The sequence below is a fragment of the Streptomyces sp. MGP-BFMKR1 genome (assembly GCF_057766585.1).
On record NZ_CM173408.1, the window covers coordinates 4,216,812 to 4,234,925 of the forward strand.

13 protein-coding genes, 2 tRNA genes and 1 pseudogene are annotated in these 18,114 nt (G+C 72.0%); 6 read left to right on the forward strand and 10 right to left on the reverse strand.

From position 1 onward, the window contains the following. Window positions 1–78: 78 nt before the first annotated feature. From vanX to AC3CHW_RS16260, 3 genes are read right to left on the reverse strand one after another with little or no spacing between them, the layout of a single operon-like run. Window positions 79–687: a D-Ala-D-Ala dipeptidase VanX gene (vanX, locus tag AC3CHW_RS16250; protein WP_488470919.1), complete on the reverse strand. Its 609-nt coding sequence runs from the start codon at window positions 685–687 to the stop codon at window positions 79–81. Then, window positions 684–1,724, reverse strand: coding sequence for a D-alanine--(R)-lactate ligase (gene vanA / locus AC3CHW_RS16255; protein ID WP_488470920.1), 1,041 nt, complete (start codon window positions 1,722–1,724; stop codon window positions 684–686). Before vanA ends, vanX begins: the two co-directional genes overlap by 4 nt. Further along, a complete protein-coding gene (locus AC3CHW_RS16260) occupies window positions 1,717–2,694 on the reverse strand; it encodes a D-isomer specific 2-hydroxyacid dehydrogenase family protein (RefSeq protein WP_459250310.1) in 978 nt (325 codons plus the stop codon). Before AC3CHW_RS16260 ends, vanA begins: the two co-directional genes overlap by 8 nt. A gap of 172 nt (window positions 2,695–2,866) precedes the next feature. On the opposite strand from AC3CHW_RS16260, the gene AC3CHW_RS16265 reads away from it, so the two are divergent. Further along, window positions 2,867–4,210: a UDP-N-acetylmuramoyl-tripeptide--D-alanyl-D-alanine ligase gene (locus tag AC3CHW_RS16265; RefSeq protein WP_488470921.1), complete on the forward strand. Its 1,344-nt coding sequence runs from the start codon at window positions 2,867–2,869 to the stop codon at window positions 4,208–4,210. A 122-nt stretch (window positions 4,211–4,332) separates the two neighbouring features. Here AC3CHW_RS16265 and AC3CHW_RS16270 read toward each other — a convergent pair whose 3' ends face one another. Continuing rightward, window positions 4,333–5,445, reverse strand: coding sequence for a lipid II:glycine glycyltransferase FemX (locus AC3CHW_RS16270; RefSeq protein WP_488470922.1), 1,113 nt, complete (start codon window positions 5,443–5,445; stop codon window positions 4,333–4,335). Between the two features lie 236 nt (window positions 5,446–5,681). Between AC3CHW_RS16270 and AC3CHW_RS16275 the strand changes: the two genes are divergently transcribed. The 3 genes from AC3CHW_RS16275 to AC3CHW_RS16285 all read left to right on the forward strand — a co-directional run bounded on the left by AC3CHW_RS16275 (window position 5,682) and on the right by AC3CHW_RS16285 (window position 8,243). Next, window positions 5,682–6,377 (forward strand): response regulator transcription factor, encoded by a 696-nt coding sequence (locus AC3CHW_RS16275; RefSeq protein WP_398610913.1) that lies wholly within the window; start codon window positions 5,682–5,684, stop codon window positions 6,375–6,377. Next, window positions 6,370–7,464 (forward strand): sensor histidine kinase, encoded by a 1,095-nt coding sequence (locus AC3CHW_RS16280; RefSeq protein ID WP_488470923.1) that lies wholly within the window; start codon window positions 6,370–6,372, stop codon window positions 7,462–7,464. The genes AC3CHW_RS16275 and AC3CHW_RS16280 overlap by 8 nt, the downstream gene beginning before the upstream one ends. Window positions 7,465–7,670: 206 nt before the next feature. After that, window positions 7,671–8,243, forward strand: a complete 573-nt coding sequence (locus tag AC3CHW_RS16285) for a Uma2 family endonuclease (protein ID WP_488470924.1) — start codon at window positions 7,671–7,673, stop codon at window positions 8,241–8,243. A gap of 277 nt (window positions 8,244–8,520) precedes the next feature. Here AC3CHW_RS16285 and AC3CHW_RS16290 read toward each other — a convergent pair. Then, a tRNA-Ala gene (locus tag AC3CHW_RS16290) sits at window positions 8,521–8,593 on the reverse strand. 113 nt (window positions 8,594–8,706) lie between these two features. Between AC3CHW_RS16290 and AC3CHW_RS16295 the strand changes: the two genes are divergently transcribed. Continuing rightward, complete coding sequence (locus AC3CHW_RS16295) at window positions 8,707–9,255, forward strand: helix-turn-helix domain-containing protein (protein WP_176162927.1); 549 nt, start codon at window positions 8,707–8,709, stop codon at window positions 9,253–9,255. Between the two features lie 74 nt (window positions 9,256–9,329). Continuing rightward, window positions 9,330–10,205 (forward strand): annotated as a pseudogene (locus AC3CHW_RS16300) (serine/threonine-protein kinase); the annotation flags it as partial. Window positions 10,206–12,426: 2,221 nt separating this feature from the next. Here AC3CHW_RS16300 and AC3CHW_RS16305 read toward each other — a convergent pair. The 5 genes from AC3CHW_RS16305 to gyrA all read right to left on the reverse strand — a co-directional run bounded on the left by AC3CHW_RS16305 (window position 12,427) and on the right by gyrA (window position 18,081). Beyond that, the gene (locus AC3CHW_RS16305; RefSeq protein ID WP_488470925.1) at window positions 12,427–13,800 is read right to left on the reverse strand and encodes a hypothetical protein; all 1,374 of its coding nucleotides are present in this window, start codon (window positions 13,798–13,800) and stop codon (window positions 12,427–12,429) included. A gap of 221 nt (window positions 13,801–14,021) precedes the next feature. Continuing rightward, window positions 14,022–14,156 (reverse strand): DLW-39 family protein, encoded by a 135-nt coding sequence (locus tag AC3CHW_RS16310; RefSeq protein WP_208809277.1) that lies wholly within the window; start codon window positions 14,154–14,156, stop codon window positions 14,022–14,024. A 157-nt stretch (window positions 14,157–14,313) separates the two neighbouring features. Continuing rightward, window positions 14,314–14,387 (reverse strand) — tRNA-Ile (locus AC3CHW_RS16315). A 355-nt stretch (window positions 14,388–14,742) separates the two neighbouring features. Continuing rightward, window positions 14,743–15,336: a DUF3566 domain-containing protein gene (locus AC3CHW_RS16320; RefSeq protein WP_187061973.1), complete on the reverse strand. Its 594-nt coding sequence runs from the start codon at window positions 15,334–15,336 to the stop codon at window positions 14,743–14,745. Window positions 15,337–15,471: 135 nt separating this feature from the next. Continuing rightward, a complete protein-coding gene (gene gyrA, locus AC3CHW_RS16325; RefSeq protein ID WP_176162924.1) occupies window positions 15,472–18,081 on the reverse strand; it encodes a DNA gyrase subunit A in 2,610 nt (869 codons plus the stop codon). Between the last annotated feature and the right edge of the window lie 33 nt (window positions 18,082–18,114).

Below are 18,114 nucleotides of genomic sequence, written 5' to 3' on the forward strand. Positions count from 1 at the left end.
CGTCCCCCGCTTTTACGGGCGCTCCGCGGGCGCCCGGGCGAGCCCGACCACGGGTACCGGCTCGACGGCCCGGGGCGCCTACGTGATGGGGAAGTCGAAATACGTGTCCGGATAAGGCTCCGCCCTCAGCGTGTAATGCCACCACTCGCACGCGTACGCGGCGAATCCGCAAGCCTCCATGATCGAACGCAGGTGTTCCCGGTTCGTCGCTTCGGCCCGGGTGATTCCCGCCGCGCCGTGATGGGAGAGGGAATCCATCAGGTCGTGGCCGCCACCCATGGGGGCGAGCTCGCCGGTGGTCAGGTCGTACAGCGTGAGATCCACGGTGCTGCCTCGGCTGTGACCCGACTTGGCGGCCACGTACCCCTTTTCGAACATCTCGGCCCGGTCGATGTTCGGGTAGTGCCGCGCCTTTGTCCGGCCGTCCTCCGGCTGCCGCGACCAGCGCAGAAAGCAGTCGACGGCGCGCTGAGGGCGGTAGCCGTCCCAGAGCACCAGGCCGAAGCCCAGGGACTCGGCCTTCTCCTGGGCACGTTCCAGGGCCGCGCACAGGGCCCTCGTACCGACGATGCGGTTGGTCAGATACCCGTCCACCGGTTTTCCGGTGAAGTTGTCCCAGGTGGCGTACTTGGCGTCCCACCGTATTCCGGGTATGAGTTCGTCCACGAAGACGAAGTCGTCCGTCATCGGTTTTCTCCCGCCAGTGCCAGCGACACCGTACGGTCGATCACCTCGGACATCGAGAGGCCCGCCGCCGCCATCATGCGCGGATAGCGACTGTACGAGGTCATTCCGGGAAAGGTGTTGACCTCGTTGAGAACCACCTCGCCGTCCTCCTTGAGGAACATGTCCACTCGCGCCAGCCCGCCGCAGCCGAGGGCGCGGTATATGGCCTTGGCCGTTTCCTGGGCGCGTGCTCGCGCCTCTTCCGGTATGTCGGCGGGCACGATCGCCTTCGAGTTGTCGGAACCGGTCTCCGGCGCGTCCTCCTGGTGGATGCGGAAGAAACCGTGCGAGAGGGCGATGCGGTCCACCTCGCCCGTGAAGACATCCGGTCCGTTCCCCAGCAGGGCGCATCCGATCTCGCTGCCGACGACGGCCTCTTCGATCAGCACCTTCGCGTCATACCGCCGGGCGAGGTCCACCGCGCCCCGCAATTCCGCTTCCTCCGTCACCTTCGTCACGCCGAAGGACGACCCCGAGCGGGCGGGCTTCACGAAGACCGGGTAGCTGAGCCGCGTGGCGTCGAATGTCTCGTGCGCGGCGACGGTCCAGAACTTCGGCGTGGCGATTCCGGCGCTGGCGGCGACGAGATAGGTGAGGGACTTGTCCATGCACAGCGCGGAACTCTGGATGTCACAGCCGACGTAGGGAATGCCGGAGAGCTCCAGCAGGCCCTGTATCGCGCCGTCCTCGCCGAGCGTGCCGTGCAGCACGGGCACCACGACGTCCAGCCTGACCGTCTCGTACCGCCCCCGCTCCTCGACGAGCAGCCCGTGCACACCGCTGTCCGGCGTCAGCACGGCCGGGCGGCAGTCGCCGCGCTCCCAGTCCGCGGCGGGCCCGTCACAGAGCCGCCACGCGCCGCTCCTGGTGATCCCGACGTAGAAGGGTTCGTACTTCTCGACGTCGAGGCTTCGGGCGACCTCGCACGCGGACTTGATGGATATCGGGTGTTCCTCGGAACGCCCCCCGAACAGAATTCCGACCTTCAACCTAGCCATGCCGGTTCTCGCTTTCGAATGTCAGACAGTTGGTGAGGGAGTTCTCGACGGTGTCGCGCAGCGCGTGGTCCGTGTAGTACGCGGTGTGCGGGCTGATCAGCACGTTCGGCAGCTCCTGCAGGCGCACCAGCGCCTTGCTCTCGATGGGCTTGTCCCGGCAGTCGGCGTAGAAGACGCCTTCCTCCCCTTCGAGGACATCCAGCGCCGCGCCGCCCAGTTCGCCGCTCTCCAGAGCCTGGAGGAGGGCTTCGGTATCGATGAGGGCGCCGCGTCCCGTGTTGACGACCAGCGCGTCGCGCTTCATCCGCGCCATGCGCCGCCGGTTCAGCAGGTGGTGGGTCCGCGCGGTGAGCGGCGTATGCAGCGAGACCAGGTCGCTGCGCTCCAGCAATTCGTCGAGCGGAACGTAACGGGCGTCGGTCCGCGGGTGATGGTCGTGGGCCAGTATTCGGCAACCGAATCCCCGCAGCCGGTCCACGACCGCCGCGCCGATGCGGCCCGTGCCCACCACTCCGACGGTCAGGTCGCGCAGCTCACGCCCCCGCGCTTCGCTCGCCCGGTAATCGTGTACGTCCGTCCGACGGATAATGGATTTCGCGTCCCGCACCGCCATCAACATCAGCATCAACGTGTAGTCGGCCACGCTGTCCGGCGAATAGCTGACGTTTCCGACCGAGATGCCGAGGCCGGCCGCGTATTCCACGTCGATGTGGTTGTATCCGATGCTCCGCGTGGAGATGTACGCCACGCCGGCCTGGGCGAGCGCGCGCAGCGTGGCTCGGGATACGGGCGCCTTGTGGCCGACGCTGACGCATCGGCTACCCGCCGCCAATTCGCTGTTGGCCTCGGTCACCGGTGCTTCGGTGAGGGTCGTCGTCACGCCGAAACGGGGGGCCAGTTCTCGGAACAAAGCGGCCTCATCTGGGCCGCACCCGAAAATCGCGATGTGGGCCGGTTTGCTGTTGGTCATGCGCTCAGTGAACGCGGCGCGGCGTTGCCGGAACGTATGGGCTTTTCGATATGCCGGCGATATGCCCGACCGCCTTGACTGGCGGCATGCCGTTCAACGAATCAGCCACCATCCGCTCCGGCAGGTGCCCCACCGGCCTGCCCCCGCGCCGCGGCCCGCGCGCCGTGCGGTCATGATCCCGCTCAGCCTCGGCGCGATCGCCGAGATCGTCGGCGGGACGGTCGCGGGCGAGCGCTCCGTGACCGTGACCGCGCCGGCCGTGCTCGACGGCCGGCAGGCCGAGCCGGGCGGCCTCTTCGTCGCGTTCGCCGGCGACCACGTCGACGGCCACGACTACGCGGGTCAGGCCGGCCGGGCCGGCGCGGTGGCGGTGCTCGGCTCCCGGCCCACACCGCTGCCCACCGTCGTCGTCGAGGACGCGCGGGCCGCGCTCCAGGCGCTCGCCGTGCACGTCGTGGGCCGGCTGCGCGACGGCCTCACCGTGCTCGCGCTGACCGGCTCCCAGGGCAAGACCGGCACCAAGGACCTGCTGGCCGCCATCCTCGCGGGCGCCGGCCCGACGACCGCCACGATCGGCACCCTCAACAACGGGCTCGGGGTGCCGCTGACCATGCTGCGCGCCGACGAGACCACCCGCTTCCTCGTCCTGGAGATGGGCGCCCGCAACGTCGGCGACATCGCCGAGCTCACCGCCCTGGTCGCGCCCGACATCGCCGTCGTCCTCAACGTCGGCCAGGCCCACATCGGCGAGTTCGGGTCGCGCGCGGCGATCGCGCGGACCAAGGGCGAGCTGGTGCGGGGGCTGGCGCCCGGCGGCATCGCCGTGCTCAACGCCGACGACCCCCGGGTGCTCGCGATGCGCTCGCTCACCGAAGGACCGGTGCTGACCTTCGGCCGGACCGCCCGCGCCACCGTGCGGGCCCTCGACCCGACCCTCGACCACCTCGGCCGGCCCACCTTCACGCTACGGACCTCCGCCACCTCCGCCCCCGTCACGCTGGCGGTCCCCGGCGCCCACCAGGCGCTCAACGCGGCGGCTGCCACAGCGGCGGCGCTGGCCGCCGGTGTCCCGCTCACCATGGCCACGACGGCGCTCGCCACCGCCTCGCTGTCGCGGTGGCGCATGGAGCTGCGCGACCTTGCCGGTGGCGCGAGGCTGCTCAACGACTCGTACAACGCCAACCCCGACTCGACCCGCGCCGGCCTGGACGCGCTGGCGGCGATCGAGGGCAAGCGCCGCATCGCCGTACTCGGCGAGATGCTCGAACTCGGCGACGCCAGCGAGGCCGAGCACCGCGCCGTCGGCGCGTACGCCGCCGCCCGGGCCGACGTCGTGGTCGCCGTCGGCGACGGCGCCCGCCCGGTCGCCGACGGCGCGGGCGAACGGGCCGTGCCGCTGGCCGACAACGACGCGGCCATCCACTGGTTGCGCGACCACCTCGCCGCGGGCGACGTCGTCCTCGTCAAGGCGTCGCGCGGCGCCCGCCTCGACCTGGTCGCCGCCGCGCTCGCCTGACCAGACGGGCGCGGGCGTGGACGTGAACGGGTACGTTGGCGTGGGCCCCGGCGGTCGAGGGCCGGGGTCGGGCCACGGAGGCCGGACGCCCAGCCCGTACCAGAGCGAGCAGCCGTCCGAACTCAGCGCCCGCGCCGCCGCATGTAGAAGTCGAAGGCCCGGTAGACGCCGGGTCGCAGCGGCAGATCCCACTCGCCGACGTACCGCACCGCCTGCCCGCCGGTGCCGACCTTGAACTGGATCAGCCCGACGTGCGGGTCGTCGGCGTCCAGGGTGGGGGTGATGCCGCGCAGGTCGTAGACGTCGCAGCCGGCCGCCAGCGAGTCGCGGATCATCGCCCACTGGCAGGCGTTGGAGCCGCGCACCTCGCGCTTGGCGGTGGAGGAGGCGCCGTACGAGTACCACGCGTGCCCGCCCACGCGGATCAGGATGCTGGCGGCGACCAGGTCGCCCTGGTGGTGGGCCAGGTAGAGCCTGATCCGCTCGGGGTCCTCGGCGCTCAGCGCCGCGAACATGGTCTCGAAGTAACGCAGCGGCCGGGGCGTGAAGCGGTCGCGCTCCGCGGTGTGGACGTAGAGGTCGTGGAAGGCCCTCAGGTCCGTGCCGACCGTGACCTCGACCCCCTCCTTGGCCGCCTTCTTGATGTTGCGGCGCCACTGCTGGTTCATGCCCCGGAGCACGTCGTCCGCGCTCTTGCCGGCCAGCGGGACCTCGTACTTGAACTGCGGGTGTCCTACCCCGAACCCGTCCCGTGGGTTCTGTGGCCGCCAGCCGGCGTCCCTGAGCCCGCTGGTCACGCTGGCACCGACCGGGTCGACGTACTGGCTGGGCAGGTCGGTGAGGTGCCGGCTGCCCGGATCGGCGATGCCCTCCTTCACCTGGGCCGCGCTCCAGGTGTCCGTGCACACCGGCGGGCCGAGGCGGATCGCGAACGCGCCGCGCGCCCTGAGGTACGTCGCCAGCGGGTCGAGCCACGGGGCGAGGTCGCCGCTCCAGTCGATGACCGGTCCCTCGGGCAGGTAGGCCAGCGTGTAGCGGTCGAGTCGCGGCACCGGGCGGTGCAGTACGAGCGCCGTGCCGACCAGCCGCCCGCCGTCGAACCAGCCGAGGGACTCGCTGCGCCACTCGGTCTTGACGCGGCCCCAGGCCGGGGTCTGCAGGAAGCTGACCGACCGCTGGGTCCGCACGAACGCGAAGTGCTCGGTGGCGAGTATCCGCCCGACGGTCAGCCGCACGTCCGCCTCCCGCCGGCCACGGAGGACGAGGGCACCGCGGACGGGTCCGAGGGCTGGAGCGAGGGCTGGGCCGGGGGCCGCGCCAGGGACTCGACCGAGGGGCGGACCGGGGCCCTGGCTGCTGTTCGTGCTGGTTCGCTGTACGCCATGCGCCCAGTCAAGGCAGCGTGGTGTTGCCGGCACGTATGCGGTTTTCGATACGTCGACGATAGGCGCCGGCTCCTAACCTGAGAAACATGCGTGTTCTGGTCGTCGAGGACGAGCCCTACATGGCCGAAGCCATCCGCGATGGCCTGCGCCTGGAAGCCATCGCCGCGGACATCGCGGGCGACGGCGACAGCGCCCTTGAGCTGCTCAGCATCAACAGCTACGACATCGCCGTCCTCGACCGCGACATCCCGGGACCCTCCGGCGACGAGGTCGCCCGGCGCATCGTCGCCTCCGGCAGCGGCATGCCGATCCTGATGCTCACCGCCGCCGACCGCCTCGACGACAAGGCTTCCGGCTTCGGCCTCGGCGCCGACGACTACCTCACCAAGCCCTTCGAGCTGCAGGAACTCGTACTCCGGCTCAGGGCGCTCGACCGCAGGCGGGCCCACGCCCGACCCCCCGTACGGAAGATCGCGGACCTGCGCCTGGACCCGTTCCGCCGCGAGGTCTACCGCGACGACCGCTACGTCGCGCTCACCCGCAAGCAGTTCGCGGTGCTCGAAGTCCTCGTCGCCGCCGAAGGCGGTGTGGTCAGCGCCGAAGAACTCCTGGAGCGGGCGTGGGACGAGAACGCCGACCCGTTCACCAACGCCGTGCGCATCACGGTCTCCGCGCTGCGCAAACGCCTCGGCGAACCCGGGATCATCGCCACCGTGCCGGGCGTCGGGTACCGCATCGACACGGCCGCGGGCACCGGGTCCGGAGGTGGCGGCCATGGATAGGCGTCCGGGCCTGAGCGTCCGCCTCAAACTCACCCTCAGCTACGCCGGGTTCCTGATGGTCGCGGGCGTCCTGTCGCTCATCGCGGTGGGGGTGTACATGCTCCAGGAGGGGTGGCTGCGTACCAACGAGTCGGGAGCGGTACAAGAGACCCCGGGCCTCCTCTTCGTAGAGGGTTTCGCCCCGACGGCCGCCCTGGTCATGGTGTTCCTCCTGGTCTTCGGCCTGCTGGGAGGGTGGATCCTCGCCGGACGCATGCTCGCCCCCCTGGACCGCATCACCCGCGCCACCCGTACGGCCGCCGCCGGATCGCTCTCCCACCGGATCTGCCTCCCGGGCCGTCAGGACGAGTTCCGCGAACTCGCCGACGCCTTCGACACGATGCTCGCGCAGCTCGAGGCGCACGTGGAGGAGCAGCGGAGGTTCGCCGCCAACGCCTCGCACGAGCTGCGCACCCCGCTGGCGATCTCGAAGACCCTCATCGACGTCGCCCGCGCCGACCCCCACCACGACACCGGCGCGCTCGTCGACCGCCTGCACACCGTCAACACCCGGGCCATCGACCTCACCGAGGCGCTCCTCGTCCTCAGCCGCGCGGGCCAACGATCCTTCGCCCGGGAACCCGTCGATCTCTCCCTCGTCGCGGAAGAGGCCACCGAGACGCTGCTCCCGCTCGCGGAGAAGCACGGCGTCACCCTGGAGACCCGCGGCGACATCGCCCCCACGACCGGATCGCCCGCCCTGCTGCTCCAGTTGGTCACGAACCTCGTGCAGAACGCCATCGTGCACAACCTGCCCGCCGACGGCAGCGTGTGGGCGCACACCGAGGTCGGCCCGCGGACCGTGGCGCTCACCGTCGAGAACACCGGCGAGCGCCTCGGCTCGCAACTGGTCGCCACCCTCACCGAACCCTTCCGGCGCGGCACCGACCGCATCCACACCGACCAGGCCGGCGTCGGCCTGGGCCTGGCCATCGCCAAAACCATCACCCAGGCCCACGACGGCACCCTCACCCTCACCCCACGCCCCGCCGGCGGACTGCGGGTCAGGGTGGAGTTGCCGGCGACATCCGCGTCGGCCGACGGGTGAGGGCCCGGCGAACCGACAGCCCTCGTCGCCGGGCCTGGCACGGGCGCGGTACGCCGCCGCGGGCGCGTACTCCGGGATACGAAGAGCGCCGGGTTCCGCTCGCCGGGAAGCGGCAACGACCACGCTTCGGCCAGATACCGGCCCCGTGCCGGCGCCTCGGCGACCAGGCCCCTGATTCGCTCCCTACGCAGCGCTTGGAGGAAACCGTGACCGCCGGACTCCCCGACTGGATGATCCCGCCCAGGCCCAGCGGCTGGGAGGCCGACGACCTGGACCACCTTCCGCAAGCACCGCGGCACACCGAGCTGATCGACGGAGCCCTCATCTTCATGGTGACCCCGCAGCGGTCCTGGCACTCCCGGCTGGTGGAGAACATGACGTTCGCCCTACGCCAGGCAGCCCCCGCCGGGTACGAGGTCGAGCGGGAGATGACCGTCCGTCTCGACACCAAGAGCCGCCCTGAACCCGACATCCTGGTGACCACCGCCGCCTACCGCCCCGACCGCACCTGGTACGCGCCCGACGACGTCGCCCTCGTCATCGAGGTGGTCTCGGAGGAGTCGGCTGACCGCGACCGCTCCCTCAAGCCCTTCAAGTACGCCCAGGCCGAGATCGCCCACTTCTGGCGCGTCGAGGACGAAGCCGGCGCCCCCGCCGTGCACACCTACGAGCTCGACCCCATGACCCACGCCTACGTACCCACCGGCATCCACCGAAACCGCCTGAAGACGACCGTCCCGTTCGACCTCGACATCGGCCTCACCAGCCTCGTGCCCTGACGGAGTCGGCCGGGCCCGGTGTCGGGGGCGGCGGGCGGTACCGGCCTTGTCCACCAGCTTCGGAAACAAGCGATCAGCGCGTCGCCTCCCGGGCGTCGCCGGAAGTAATCACAAGGTCTCCACAAACACCCACCGTCGCCCTGTCCCCGCCCCGGGCCGGGATAACGCGGCGATGTCAGCGCGAGGTAGCCCACCGCGCTTTGGCCACCGCACGGAAAACACCCGACAAAAAGACCCCCCTAACCGCGTTTCCGCAGGTCAGAGGGGTTTCGTGAAGTGGAGCCTAGGAGAGTCGAACTCCTGACATCCGCCATGCAAAGACGGCGCTCTACCAACTGAGCTAAGGCCCCTTCGCGGATCAGGATACCCGTTACCCGATAGCTTTCCCGACCGGGTATCGCTCGTACGTACCGCTCTCCGTAGGATGCCACGCAAGATTCGCGGCAGCGAAGGGGAGAGCGAGATGGACGCAGCACAGCAGGACGCCACCGCCCGCGCACGAGACCTGCAACGCAATTGGTACGGGGAACCGCTGGGCGCTCTCTTTCGCCGTCTGATCGACGATCTCGGGCTGAACCAGGCCCGCCTCGCCTCCGTTCTCGGGCTCTCAGCGCCGATGTTGTCGCAGCTCATGAGCGGCCAGCGGGCGAAGATCGGCAACCCGGCCGTGGTGCAGCGGGTGCAGGCGCTCCAGGAGCTGTCCAGCCAGGTCGCGGACGGGCGGGTCAGCGCCGCCGAGGCCGCCGAGCGGATGGAGGAGGTCAAGAAGTCGGCCGGCGGGTCCGTGTTGAACAACACCTCGCAGACCACGGCCAGCAGCGGCGCTCCCACCGTGCGCCGCGTGGTGCGCGAGATCCAGTCGTTGCTGCGGTCGGTCGCCGCCGCCGGAGACATCATCGATGCCGCCGACTCCCTCACCCCCACCCATCCCGAACTGGCAGAGTTTCTCCGCGTGTACGGCGCGGGCCGCACCGCGGACGCGGTGGCCCACTACGAGTCACACCAGGGTTGAGGTCCGCACCGGCCGGCCAGTCGCACTGAGTCGGGCCGGGTCGAGTCGATGGGCGAGTGGACGGTCGGGGCGCGATGGGTGAGATCTTCGCTGGTCGGTACGAGCTGGTCGATCCGATCGGCCGCGGCGGGGTGGGCGCGGTATGGCGCTCCTGGGACCATCGCAGAGCGCGTTACGTCGCCGCCAAGGTGCTCCAACAGAGCGACGCGCACACGCTGTTGAGGTTCGTACGGGAGCAGGCGCTGCGGATCGACCATCCGCACGTGCTGGCCCCGGCGAGCTGGGCCGCGGACGACGACAAGGTGCTGTTCACCATGGACCTGGTGCGCGGCGGCTCGCTCGCGCACCTCATCGGCGACTACGGGCCGCTGCCGCCCTCCTACGTCTGCACGCTGCTCGACCAGTTGCTCTCCGGCGTCGAGGCGGTGCACAGGGAAGGCGTGATCCACCGGGACATCAAGCCCGCCAACGTGCTCCTGGAAGCCACCGGAACGGGCCGCCCCCACGTGCGGCTAGGGGATTTCGGTATCGCCATGACCAAGGGCGAACCCCGGCTCACGGATACCAACTTCGTGGTGGGCACGCCCGGTTATTTCGCGCCCGAGCAGATTCTCGGTGCCGAGCCGGACTTTCCGGCCGACCTGTTCACGGTCGGGCTGGTGGCGTTGTATCTCCTCAGCGGGCGCAAGCCGGACGCGGAAGCGCTCATCGAGCGATTTACGGAACACGGTGTGCCGAATGCGCCGGACGGTATTCCGGAACCGCTGTGGCAGGTGATAGCGAACCTCCTCCTGCCCGATCCGGAGGCCCGTTTCCGTACCGCGAACGGCGCCCGCAAAGCGCTCCTTTCCGCGATGGAGTTGCTGCCGGAGCCCGACTTCGATGACGAGGCGGTCGAGGTCTTCGACCACCTCGGACCGCTGCCACCGGGCTTCGGCCCCGACGGCCCGACCGCTCCGGTCCCGATCCCGCGCGCGGCCCGCCTCGTCCAGCACACGGACCCGCACGCGCTGGCGGAGGCGTACGACGCGTACGGGGCCTACGACCGGCCGGCGCAGCCGGACGCGACCGAGACCTACGCCACCGGGCCCTACGCGACGGGGCCCTACCCGGCCGGCAGGTACCCGGCCGCGGACCAGCAGGGCGGGCCGGGCCGTGGGCCCACGGCGAGCGAACCGGCGGCGAACGGGCCCACGGCGAACGATCCCGCAGCGCACCAGGACCCGGTGGGCCGGACCCCCGCGAGCGCGTCAGCGAGGCACGAGCCCCGGGGCGATGGGCCGGCCGGGGAACGCGAGTTGGGCTCGCCAGCGGGCGACCAGGCGAGGGACCAGGTGGGTCCGCAGGCGGCAGATCAGGCGGGGGACCAAGCGGGCTCACCGGCCGCCGGCCGGGCGGGCGGTCAGCCGGGGAGTCGGGCCGCCGGGGGTCCCGGTGCGCGGGCCGGGCGCGCGCCGGCGGAGCCCGTCGCTGGCCGCACCCCGTCCGCAACTCCGATCGAGCACGCCCCGGGCCCGGGCCCGTACCCGACCGGCCCGCACGCCACCGGCGCGGAACCCACGGGCACGCATACGACGACCGACTCCTGGTTCGGGCTGCCGCACGGCTCCTGGCAGGGGCCCGCGACGCCCTCCGCTCCGCCCCCCGGCCCGGCCGAGCCCACCGGCCCCGCGCCCGCGTCGGCGCCGGGTACGGAGAGCACCCCGCAGCAGCCGCCCGCCACGGGGGCCGCGCGCCCCGCGTACGACACGGCGCGCGACCCCTCAAGCGGCGCGTACGCGGCGTACGGCACCACCGCCGCCCCCAGCCCCACCGCCGACGCCAGCGCCCCCGCAGTCGCCGGCGGCGGGACCGGGCCCCACCCGACCCCCGACGCCACCTCGGGCCCGTCCCGCAGCGCCCCACCGGCCAGCACGCCACCCACACCCGCGCACCCCGAACAGGGGCAGAGGCAGGCGCACGGCGCCGGGCGGGATCTCGCGGCCGGCGGGCCCGACGTGGACACCGGCTCCCTGCCCGGGCCGCCGACGGCCACCGAGGCGGAGCCCGCCATGTCGCAGACCGGCAGCTTCCCGCTCGCCCCGCCGCAGCCCGCGCCAGAGCCACCGGCGCCGACCCCGGCACCGGCCGGACCAGCCGACCCCGACCCCGCGTCCGGCCCCGCGTCCGCGCCCGACCAGGCACCGGCCACGGCCGGCCCCACGCCCGGGCCGCACGACGCCACCCCCAGCGCGCCGTCGCACGCCCCGCTGCCGCCGGCGGCCACGCCCGCCGCCCCGGCACCACCCGCGCCCCCGCGACCGACCCCTCCCTGGCCGCCCGACGCCACGCCGACGCCCACGCCGCTGGCGCCCACGGCGCAGCCCCCGCTGCCGTCGGAGCCCACGCCGACCCCCACCCCCCTCGCACCCCCGTACGCCGGCACGCCGCCGCAGGCGCCGGGCGCGTACGTCGGCGCGCCACCGTCCAACGCGTCGGGCGGCCCGCACGTCCAGGCCACCCCGCATCTCCCGCCGGCCCAACAGCCGCCCTACCAGGCCGCGTACGGCTATCCGCAGGGCCCGCACACCACGCCGACGCCGACGCCCACGCCGCCGACCCTCCCGTACCCCGCCGCGCAGTCGTCCGGCCCGCAGGGCGCCGGGCACGCGACGGCGTACCCGCAGGGCTCACCGCTCCCGCCGTACGGCCCGCACACGCCGGCGCCGCCCCCGGCGTACCCCTCGTCGGCCGTCACGGCGGCGCATGCCGACACGGACTCGACCGCGGTCGTCAGGCCGGTCGGCGCCCCGGGCACGCCGATCACCGCCCCGCCCCCGGAGCCGACCGCGACCACGCACCTACCGGCGTCAACCGGCCCGGCCGCACGGCCCGTCGCGCACCCCGGCCCCGTGTCCCCCGGCTCGGCGGGCGAGGCGCCCGGCCCGCCTGGCCCGTCTGGCCCGCCCGGTCAGGGGGGCGCGGCGACCCCGGCAGCGCACGCCGTGGCGCCGCCGGCGGCCACGCACGCGGCCCCGCGCCCAGCGGGTCCCTCGCGCGCCGTGACACTCGCCATCCTGGTCGCCGCGGCCCTCTGCTTCGCCGTCGGCACCTGGGCGTTGCTGGCCAGCTAACCCGCCCCGGACCGCGACAGCCCACCACGCGCCCGCGCCGCCGACCACAACCCCCGGGCTACCGGGCGGAGTTGTCGACCCCGCCGTGCGGTCCCGCGCCCACCGCCGGGGCGGCGGTGCGCCGGCGCGCGGTCAGCTTCCACGCGCCGAGGCCGGCCAACAGCGCCGTACCGAGCCCGAACCCGCCGTACGCGACGGCCCGCAGCCGGTCGTCGTCGGCCTCCTCGGCGACCCCCGGCCCCGGTTGGCCGATCCGCCCCTGATCAGCGCCGATGCCGAAGCCGCCGGCCGTGGCGCTGCCGTCGTAGCGGGGGCCCGGCTCGGCGTCGCCCTTCAGGTGGACGCGCACGGTCACCGGTACGCCGTCCTCGAAGTAGCGCTTCATCCGCGGGCTCACGGTGACGGCGACGTAGTACCAGCCGGCGACGCTCGCGGTCCGCACGGCCGCCCGGGAGCGCTCCGTGCGGTTGACGTAGGCCAGCGGCGCGGTGCCGATCCGGGAGGTGCTCGGGTTGCCCTTGTAGGGCACGAAGTGGTTGGTCGCGAGCAGGGCGCGCGCCGGGTTGTAGACGGCCGCGCCGAGCGCGTCGCGCAGGAAGCCCGCGCTGCCCGTCGGCTTGCCCGACGAGCCCTCGGGGGCCGGGACTTCGACGCTGGTCAGGAGCTGTTGTCCCCAGTCGACGGGGACCTTGAAGAAGCGGGTCTGGCCGGGCGCGACGGTGTCCTGCCAGGCGCCCGAGGTGAGCGGGGTGGCGTCGTTGAACCCGGTGCCGCCCGCGCGCTGTCGGGGGCTGCCGGAGCGCGGGAGGGGCGCGTCGGCGCCCTCGCTGTCCTTCGCCGGCTGTCCGCTGGGCTCGCCCTTGATCCCCGGCTCGCGCATGGAGCGCAGCTCCAGCGTCCAGCGCTCGTCGCGGCCGGCCGTCGAGTCGGGCCGCTCGACCTTGACCAGGTGCCGGCCCGCGGCGCCGCACCGCGCCGCCGTGCCCGAACCGGGCTGGCGCACCACGGCGGTGCCGAACGGGTGGGCCACGTCATCCGCGTCGGCCCCGGCGATCGCGGTGTCGCACCGCCCGCCGTCCAGCCGGGTCAGCGTCAGGCGTATCTCGTCCCGGTACGCGTCGATGTGCGCGCCCGGTGGTGGCGCGGCGACGGCCGACACGTAGGCGGTGGACCGGTCGTCGAGGTCGACCGCGTAGAACCGGGTCTCGCCCGCGCCGATGCTGTCGACGCGCGGCCCGCCAACCGCCAGCGACGGGGCGTCGTCGCTGGTCAGGCCGCCACGGATGGGCGTGCCCGCGGTGCGGTAGGTGCGTGCGTCGGCGCCGGGGACGGCCTGTGCGGGGCCGGGTATCAGCCCGCCGGCCGCGCCCGCCGCGCACAGGGCCGCCAGGGCGACCAGGCGGGAGGGGTGCCTGCGGCGGCGGTCGTCCATCGGGCGTCACTCCTTGGCGTAGCGGTTCCCGGCACCACGTTTTGCTCGTGCAAGCTATTTCTTTGCTTACGTGAACTCAAGGGGGTGGACATCACGCGCCGGCCCGCCAGCCGCGCGCCCGCGAAACCCCGCTCACCCGCGATGCCCCACGCGCCCACGACGCACTACGGGACCCCGACCGCGCTACGCGATCAAGGCCCCGCAATAACGACTAGTGCGACTCACACACCCGAACCTGAGGGCACGGAGTCGGTCGCCTCCGTCCACAGATCCTGCTCGGCGCGATCCGCCTGGATCTGGCGGTACACGAGGAGCCCGCCGATTGCGGCCAGTGCGACCAGGAGAAGCTTCTTCACCGCGCGACCTCGTCTTTCCTTGACGTAGGAGACCTTCTGGCGCTCGACTATACACACCAACCGATACCGATCAGTGACCTAGGCCCTGGCCCAACTCAGTGGGTGGACAAAAGAATCGGCCCGGCTGGCTATTCGCCATCCGGGCCGTTCGCATCGGTGGGGCTAACAGGACTTGAACCTGTGGCCTCTTCCTTATCAGGGAAGCGCTCTAACCGTCTGAGCTATAGCCCCGCGCTGCACCGAAAGATTAGCGCACCACCAGCCCTGTCCCAAAATCGGTATCCGCCGGGCCCACGGACGCCCGCCCTCGGGCCGCCCTTCCCCGCCGAATTCCCACCCGCTCACCGCCCTCGCCCCGGCCCACGCGAGCCACGCTCCGACCGGGCTGGCAAGCACCCCGACCGGGCCGGCAGTGCCCCGACCGGGCACCAGGCCGCCAGGCCCCCGGGCCGCGCCCGGCCCGCGCCGCCGGCCCCGCACGCTCCCACGGCACCGCCGCGTTCCCACGGCCCCGAACACCCGAACGGCGCCGCCGCCCGAACCGGGCCGCGACGCCGTCTCAGTGTGGCGCTACCGCGCCGCCGTCCTACTCGTCCTCCGCCAGCGTCAGCTCAACGCCGCCGACGAAGCCCGCCGACAGGTTGTAGATGAACGCCCCCAGCGTTGCCAGGGCGGTCGCCAGAACCACGTCGATGACCGCGATGACCGACGTGAAGACCAGCACGCGAGGCAACGACAGGAAGGATTCCAGGTCAAAGCCGCCACCCTCGTTGGATTCCGTGGCGTCGCTGATCGTGCCGCCCACGGTGGAGAAGACGCCCATCGCGTCCATCGTCATCCACAGCACGGAGGCCGCGATGATCGTGCAGATCCCCAGCGCGATGGAGAGCAGGAAACTCACCTTCATCACGGACCAGGGATCGACCTTCGCCACCCGCAGTCGCGCCTTGCGGGTGCGCGGCACGGTACGCGCGCCCGCGGGCGTACGCGGTCGGCGCACCGCCTGCTGGGGCGCCGGCCCCTGCCCACCCTCCGACGCCGCGCCCGGCGCGCCCGCGGGGGGCGCGTAGGCGTGCGGCGGGTGGTAGGGCTGGGACTGCTGCGAAGCCGGCCGCTCATTGGGCAGTGGGCTCGCCGAGAACGACTCGTAGCCCTGCTTGGCACCTCGGGTGTCCGTCACGGTTCCCCTCTGGGAGTCAGCCGCTCCCCTGCGGGAGTCAGCAGCCGAGCCACGGGCGCCGCCGCTCGACGCGGTCGCGGGTCCCGCGGGCCGATGGCCCTCGGCACCCTCGGCGCCCGTGGCTCCAGTCACGACTTACTCCTCATCGCTCCCGGCCGGGGGCGCCTCGCCCTCGGCTGATTCCGGGCCCGCCTCGTCGGACGCTTCGACCAGGTCCTCGACCTCTTCGGCCTCGCGTCCCGCTTCGGCGTTGCGCGCGATGCCCACCACGGCATCCCGCTTGCCCAGATTGATCAGTTGAACGCCCATGGTGTCACGGCCCGTCTCCCTGACCTCGTTGACCCGCGTACGGATCACACCGCCGCTGAGGGTGATCGCCAGGATCTCGTCACTCTCCTCGACGACCAGTGCGCCGACGAGCGAGCCGCGATCCTCCACGATCTTGGCGGCCTTGATACCGAGGCCACCACGCCCCTGCACGCGGTATTCATCCACATCCGTCCGCTTGGCGTACCCGCCATCGGTGGCGGTGAAGACGAACGTACCGGCCCGGACGACATTCATCGAGAGCAGCTCGTCACCCTCGCGGAAGCTCATGCCCTTCACACCCGAGGTGGCGCGCCCCATCGGGCGCAGCGCCTCGTCCGTCGCGGTGAACCGGATGGACTGCGCCTTGCGGCTCACCAGCAGCAGATCGTCCTCGGCCGAGACCAGTTCGGCGCCGATCAGCTCGTCCTCGCCGCCCTCCTCGGTCTCCCGCAGGTTGATGGCGATGACGCCGCCGGAGCGCGGCGAGTCGTAGTCCTTGAGCACCGTCTTCTTCACCAGGCCGGCCTTGGTGGCCAGGACCAGGTACGGCGCCGCCTCGTAGTCCCGGATGGCCAGGATGCGGGCGATCTGCTCGTCCGGCTGGAAGGCCAGCAGGTTGGCGACGTGCTGGCCGCGCGCCTCGCGCCCGGCGTCGGGCAGCTCGTACGCCTTGGCCCGGTAGACCCGGCCCTTGTTGGTGAAGAACAGCAGCCAGTGGTGGGTGGTGGAGACGAAGAAGTGGGAGACGATGTCGTCCTGCTTGAGCTTCGTGCCCCGTACACCCTTGCCGCCGCGCTTCTGCGAGCGGTAGTCCTCGGTCTTGGTGCGCTTGACGTAGCCGCCACGGGTGATCGTGACGACGATGTCCTCCTCGGCGATCAGGTCCTCGATGGACATGTCGCCGTCGAAGGGCACCAGCTTGCTGCGCCGGTCGTCGCCGAACTTCTCCACCAGCGCGGTCAGTTCCTCGCTGATGATCTGCCGCTGCCGCTCGGGCGAGGCCAGGATCGCGTTGTACTCGTCGATCTTCGCCTGGAGCTCGTCGTGCTCGGCGACGATCTTCTGCCGCTCCAGCGCGGCCAGCCGGCGGAGCTGCATCTCCAGGATCGCGTTGGCCTGGATCTCGTCGATGGTGAGCAGCCCCATCAGGCCCTCACGCGCGATGTCCACCGTGTCGCTGCGCCGGATCAGCGCGATGACCTCGTCGATCGCGTCCAGCGCCTTGAGCAGACCGCGCAGGATGTGCGCCCGCTCCTCGGCCTTGCGCAGCCGGTAGCGGGTGCGCCGGACGATGACCTCGACCTGGTGGGCGACCCAGTGCCGGATGAAGGCGTCCAGCGAGAGGGTGCGCGGCACGCCGTCGACCAGGGCCAGCATGTTGGCGCCGAAGTTGGTCTGCAGGTCGGTGTGCTTGTACAGGTTGTTCAGGACGACCTTGGCGACCGCGTCCCGCTTGAGCACGATGACCAGCCGCTGGCCGGTGCGCGAGGACGTCTCGTCCCGCACGTCGGCGATGCCGCCGATCTTGCCGTCCTTCACCAGGTCGGCGATCTTCTGGGCCAGGTTGTCCGGGTTGACCTGGTACGGCAGCTCGGTGACGACCAGGCACTGGCGGTTCTGGATCTCCTCGACCTCGACCACCGCGCGCATCGTGATCGAGCCACGCCCGGTGCGGTACGCCTCCTCGATGCCCTTGCGGCCCACCACCAGGGCGCCGGTCGGGAAGTCGGGGCCCTTGATCCGGTCGATGAGCGCGTCCAGCAGCTCCTCGGCGGATGCCTCCGGGTTGGCCAGGCACCACTGGGCGCCCTCGGCGACCTCGCGCAGGTTGTGCGGCGGGATGTTGGTCGCCATGCCGACCGCGATCCCGGCCGAGCCGTTGACCAGCAGGTTCGGGAACCGCGCCGGCAGGACCGTCGGCTCCTGGTTACGGCCGTCGTAGTTGTCCTGGAAGTCGACGGTCTCCTCGTCGATGTCCCGGAGCATCTCCATGGCCAGCGGGGCCATCTTGCACTCGGTGTACCGCATGGCGGCGGCCGGGTCGTTGCCGGGCGAGCCGAAGTTGCCGTTGGAGTCCACCAGCGGCAGCCGCATCGACCAGTGCTGCGCGAGGCGCACCAGCGCGTCGTAGATCGAGGCGTCACCGTGCGGGTGGTACGTACCCATGACGTCGCCGACGACGCGGGCGCACTTGTAGAAGCCCTTCTCGGGCCGGTAGCCGCCGTCGTACATCGCGTACAGCACGCGCCGGTGCACCGGCTTGAGGCCGTCCCGCACGTCGGGCAGCGCGCGCGAGACGATCACGCTCATCGCGTAGTCGAGGTACGAGCGCTGCATCTCGGTCTCGAGCCCGACCGGCTCGACACGCATCCCGGCGCCCTCGGCCTGCGGGGTCAGCTCGGGGTTCTCGGTGGTGGGGGGGTTCTCGTCGGCCATTGCTGGTCAAGATCCTTTCAGGCGGCGGGGAGC

Bases quoted from the DNA above. Each gene is read 5' to 3' on its own strand.
- AC3CHW_RS16280 (WP_488470923.1), top strand. From the start codon at position 6,370: ATGGATAGGCGTCCGGGCCTGAGCGTCCGCCTCAAACTCACCCTCAGC.
- AC3CHW_RS16295 (WP_176162927.1), top strand. From the start codon at position 8,707: ATGGACGCAGCACAGCAGGACGCCACCGCCCGCGCACGAGACCTGCAA.
- vanX (WP_488470919.1), bottom strand. From the start codon at position 687: ATGACGGACGACTTCGTCTTCGTGGACGAACTCATACCCGGAATACGG.
- AC3CHW_RS16305 (WP_488470925.1), bottom strand. From the start codon at position 13,800: ATGGACGACCGCCGCCGCAGGCACCCCTCCCGCCTGGTCGCCCTGGCG.
- AC3CHW_RS16265 (WP_488470921.1), top strand. From the start codon at position 2,867: ATGATCCCGCTCAGCCTCGGCGCGATCGCCGAGATCGTCGGCGGGACG.
- AC3CHW_RS16260 (WP_459250310.1), bottom strand. From the start codon at position 2,694: ATGACCAACAGCAAACCGGCCCACATCGCGATTTTCGGGTGCGGCCCA.
- gyrA (WP_176162924.1), bottom strand. From the start codon at position 18,081: ATGGCCGACGAGAACCCCCCCACCACCGAGAACCCCGAGCTGACCCCG.
- AC3CHW_RS16275 (WP_398610913.1), top strand. From the start codon at position 5,682: ATGCGTGTTCTGGTCGTCGAGGACGAGCCCTACATGGCCGAAGCCATC.
- vanA (WP_488470920.1), bottom strand. From the start codon at position 1,724: ATGGCTAGGTTGAAGGTCGGAATTCTGTTCGGGGGGCGTTCCGAGGAA.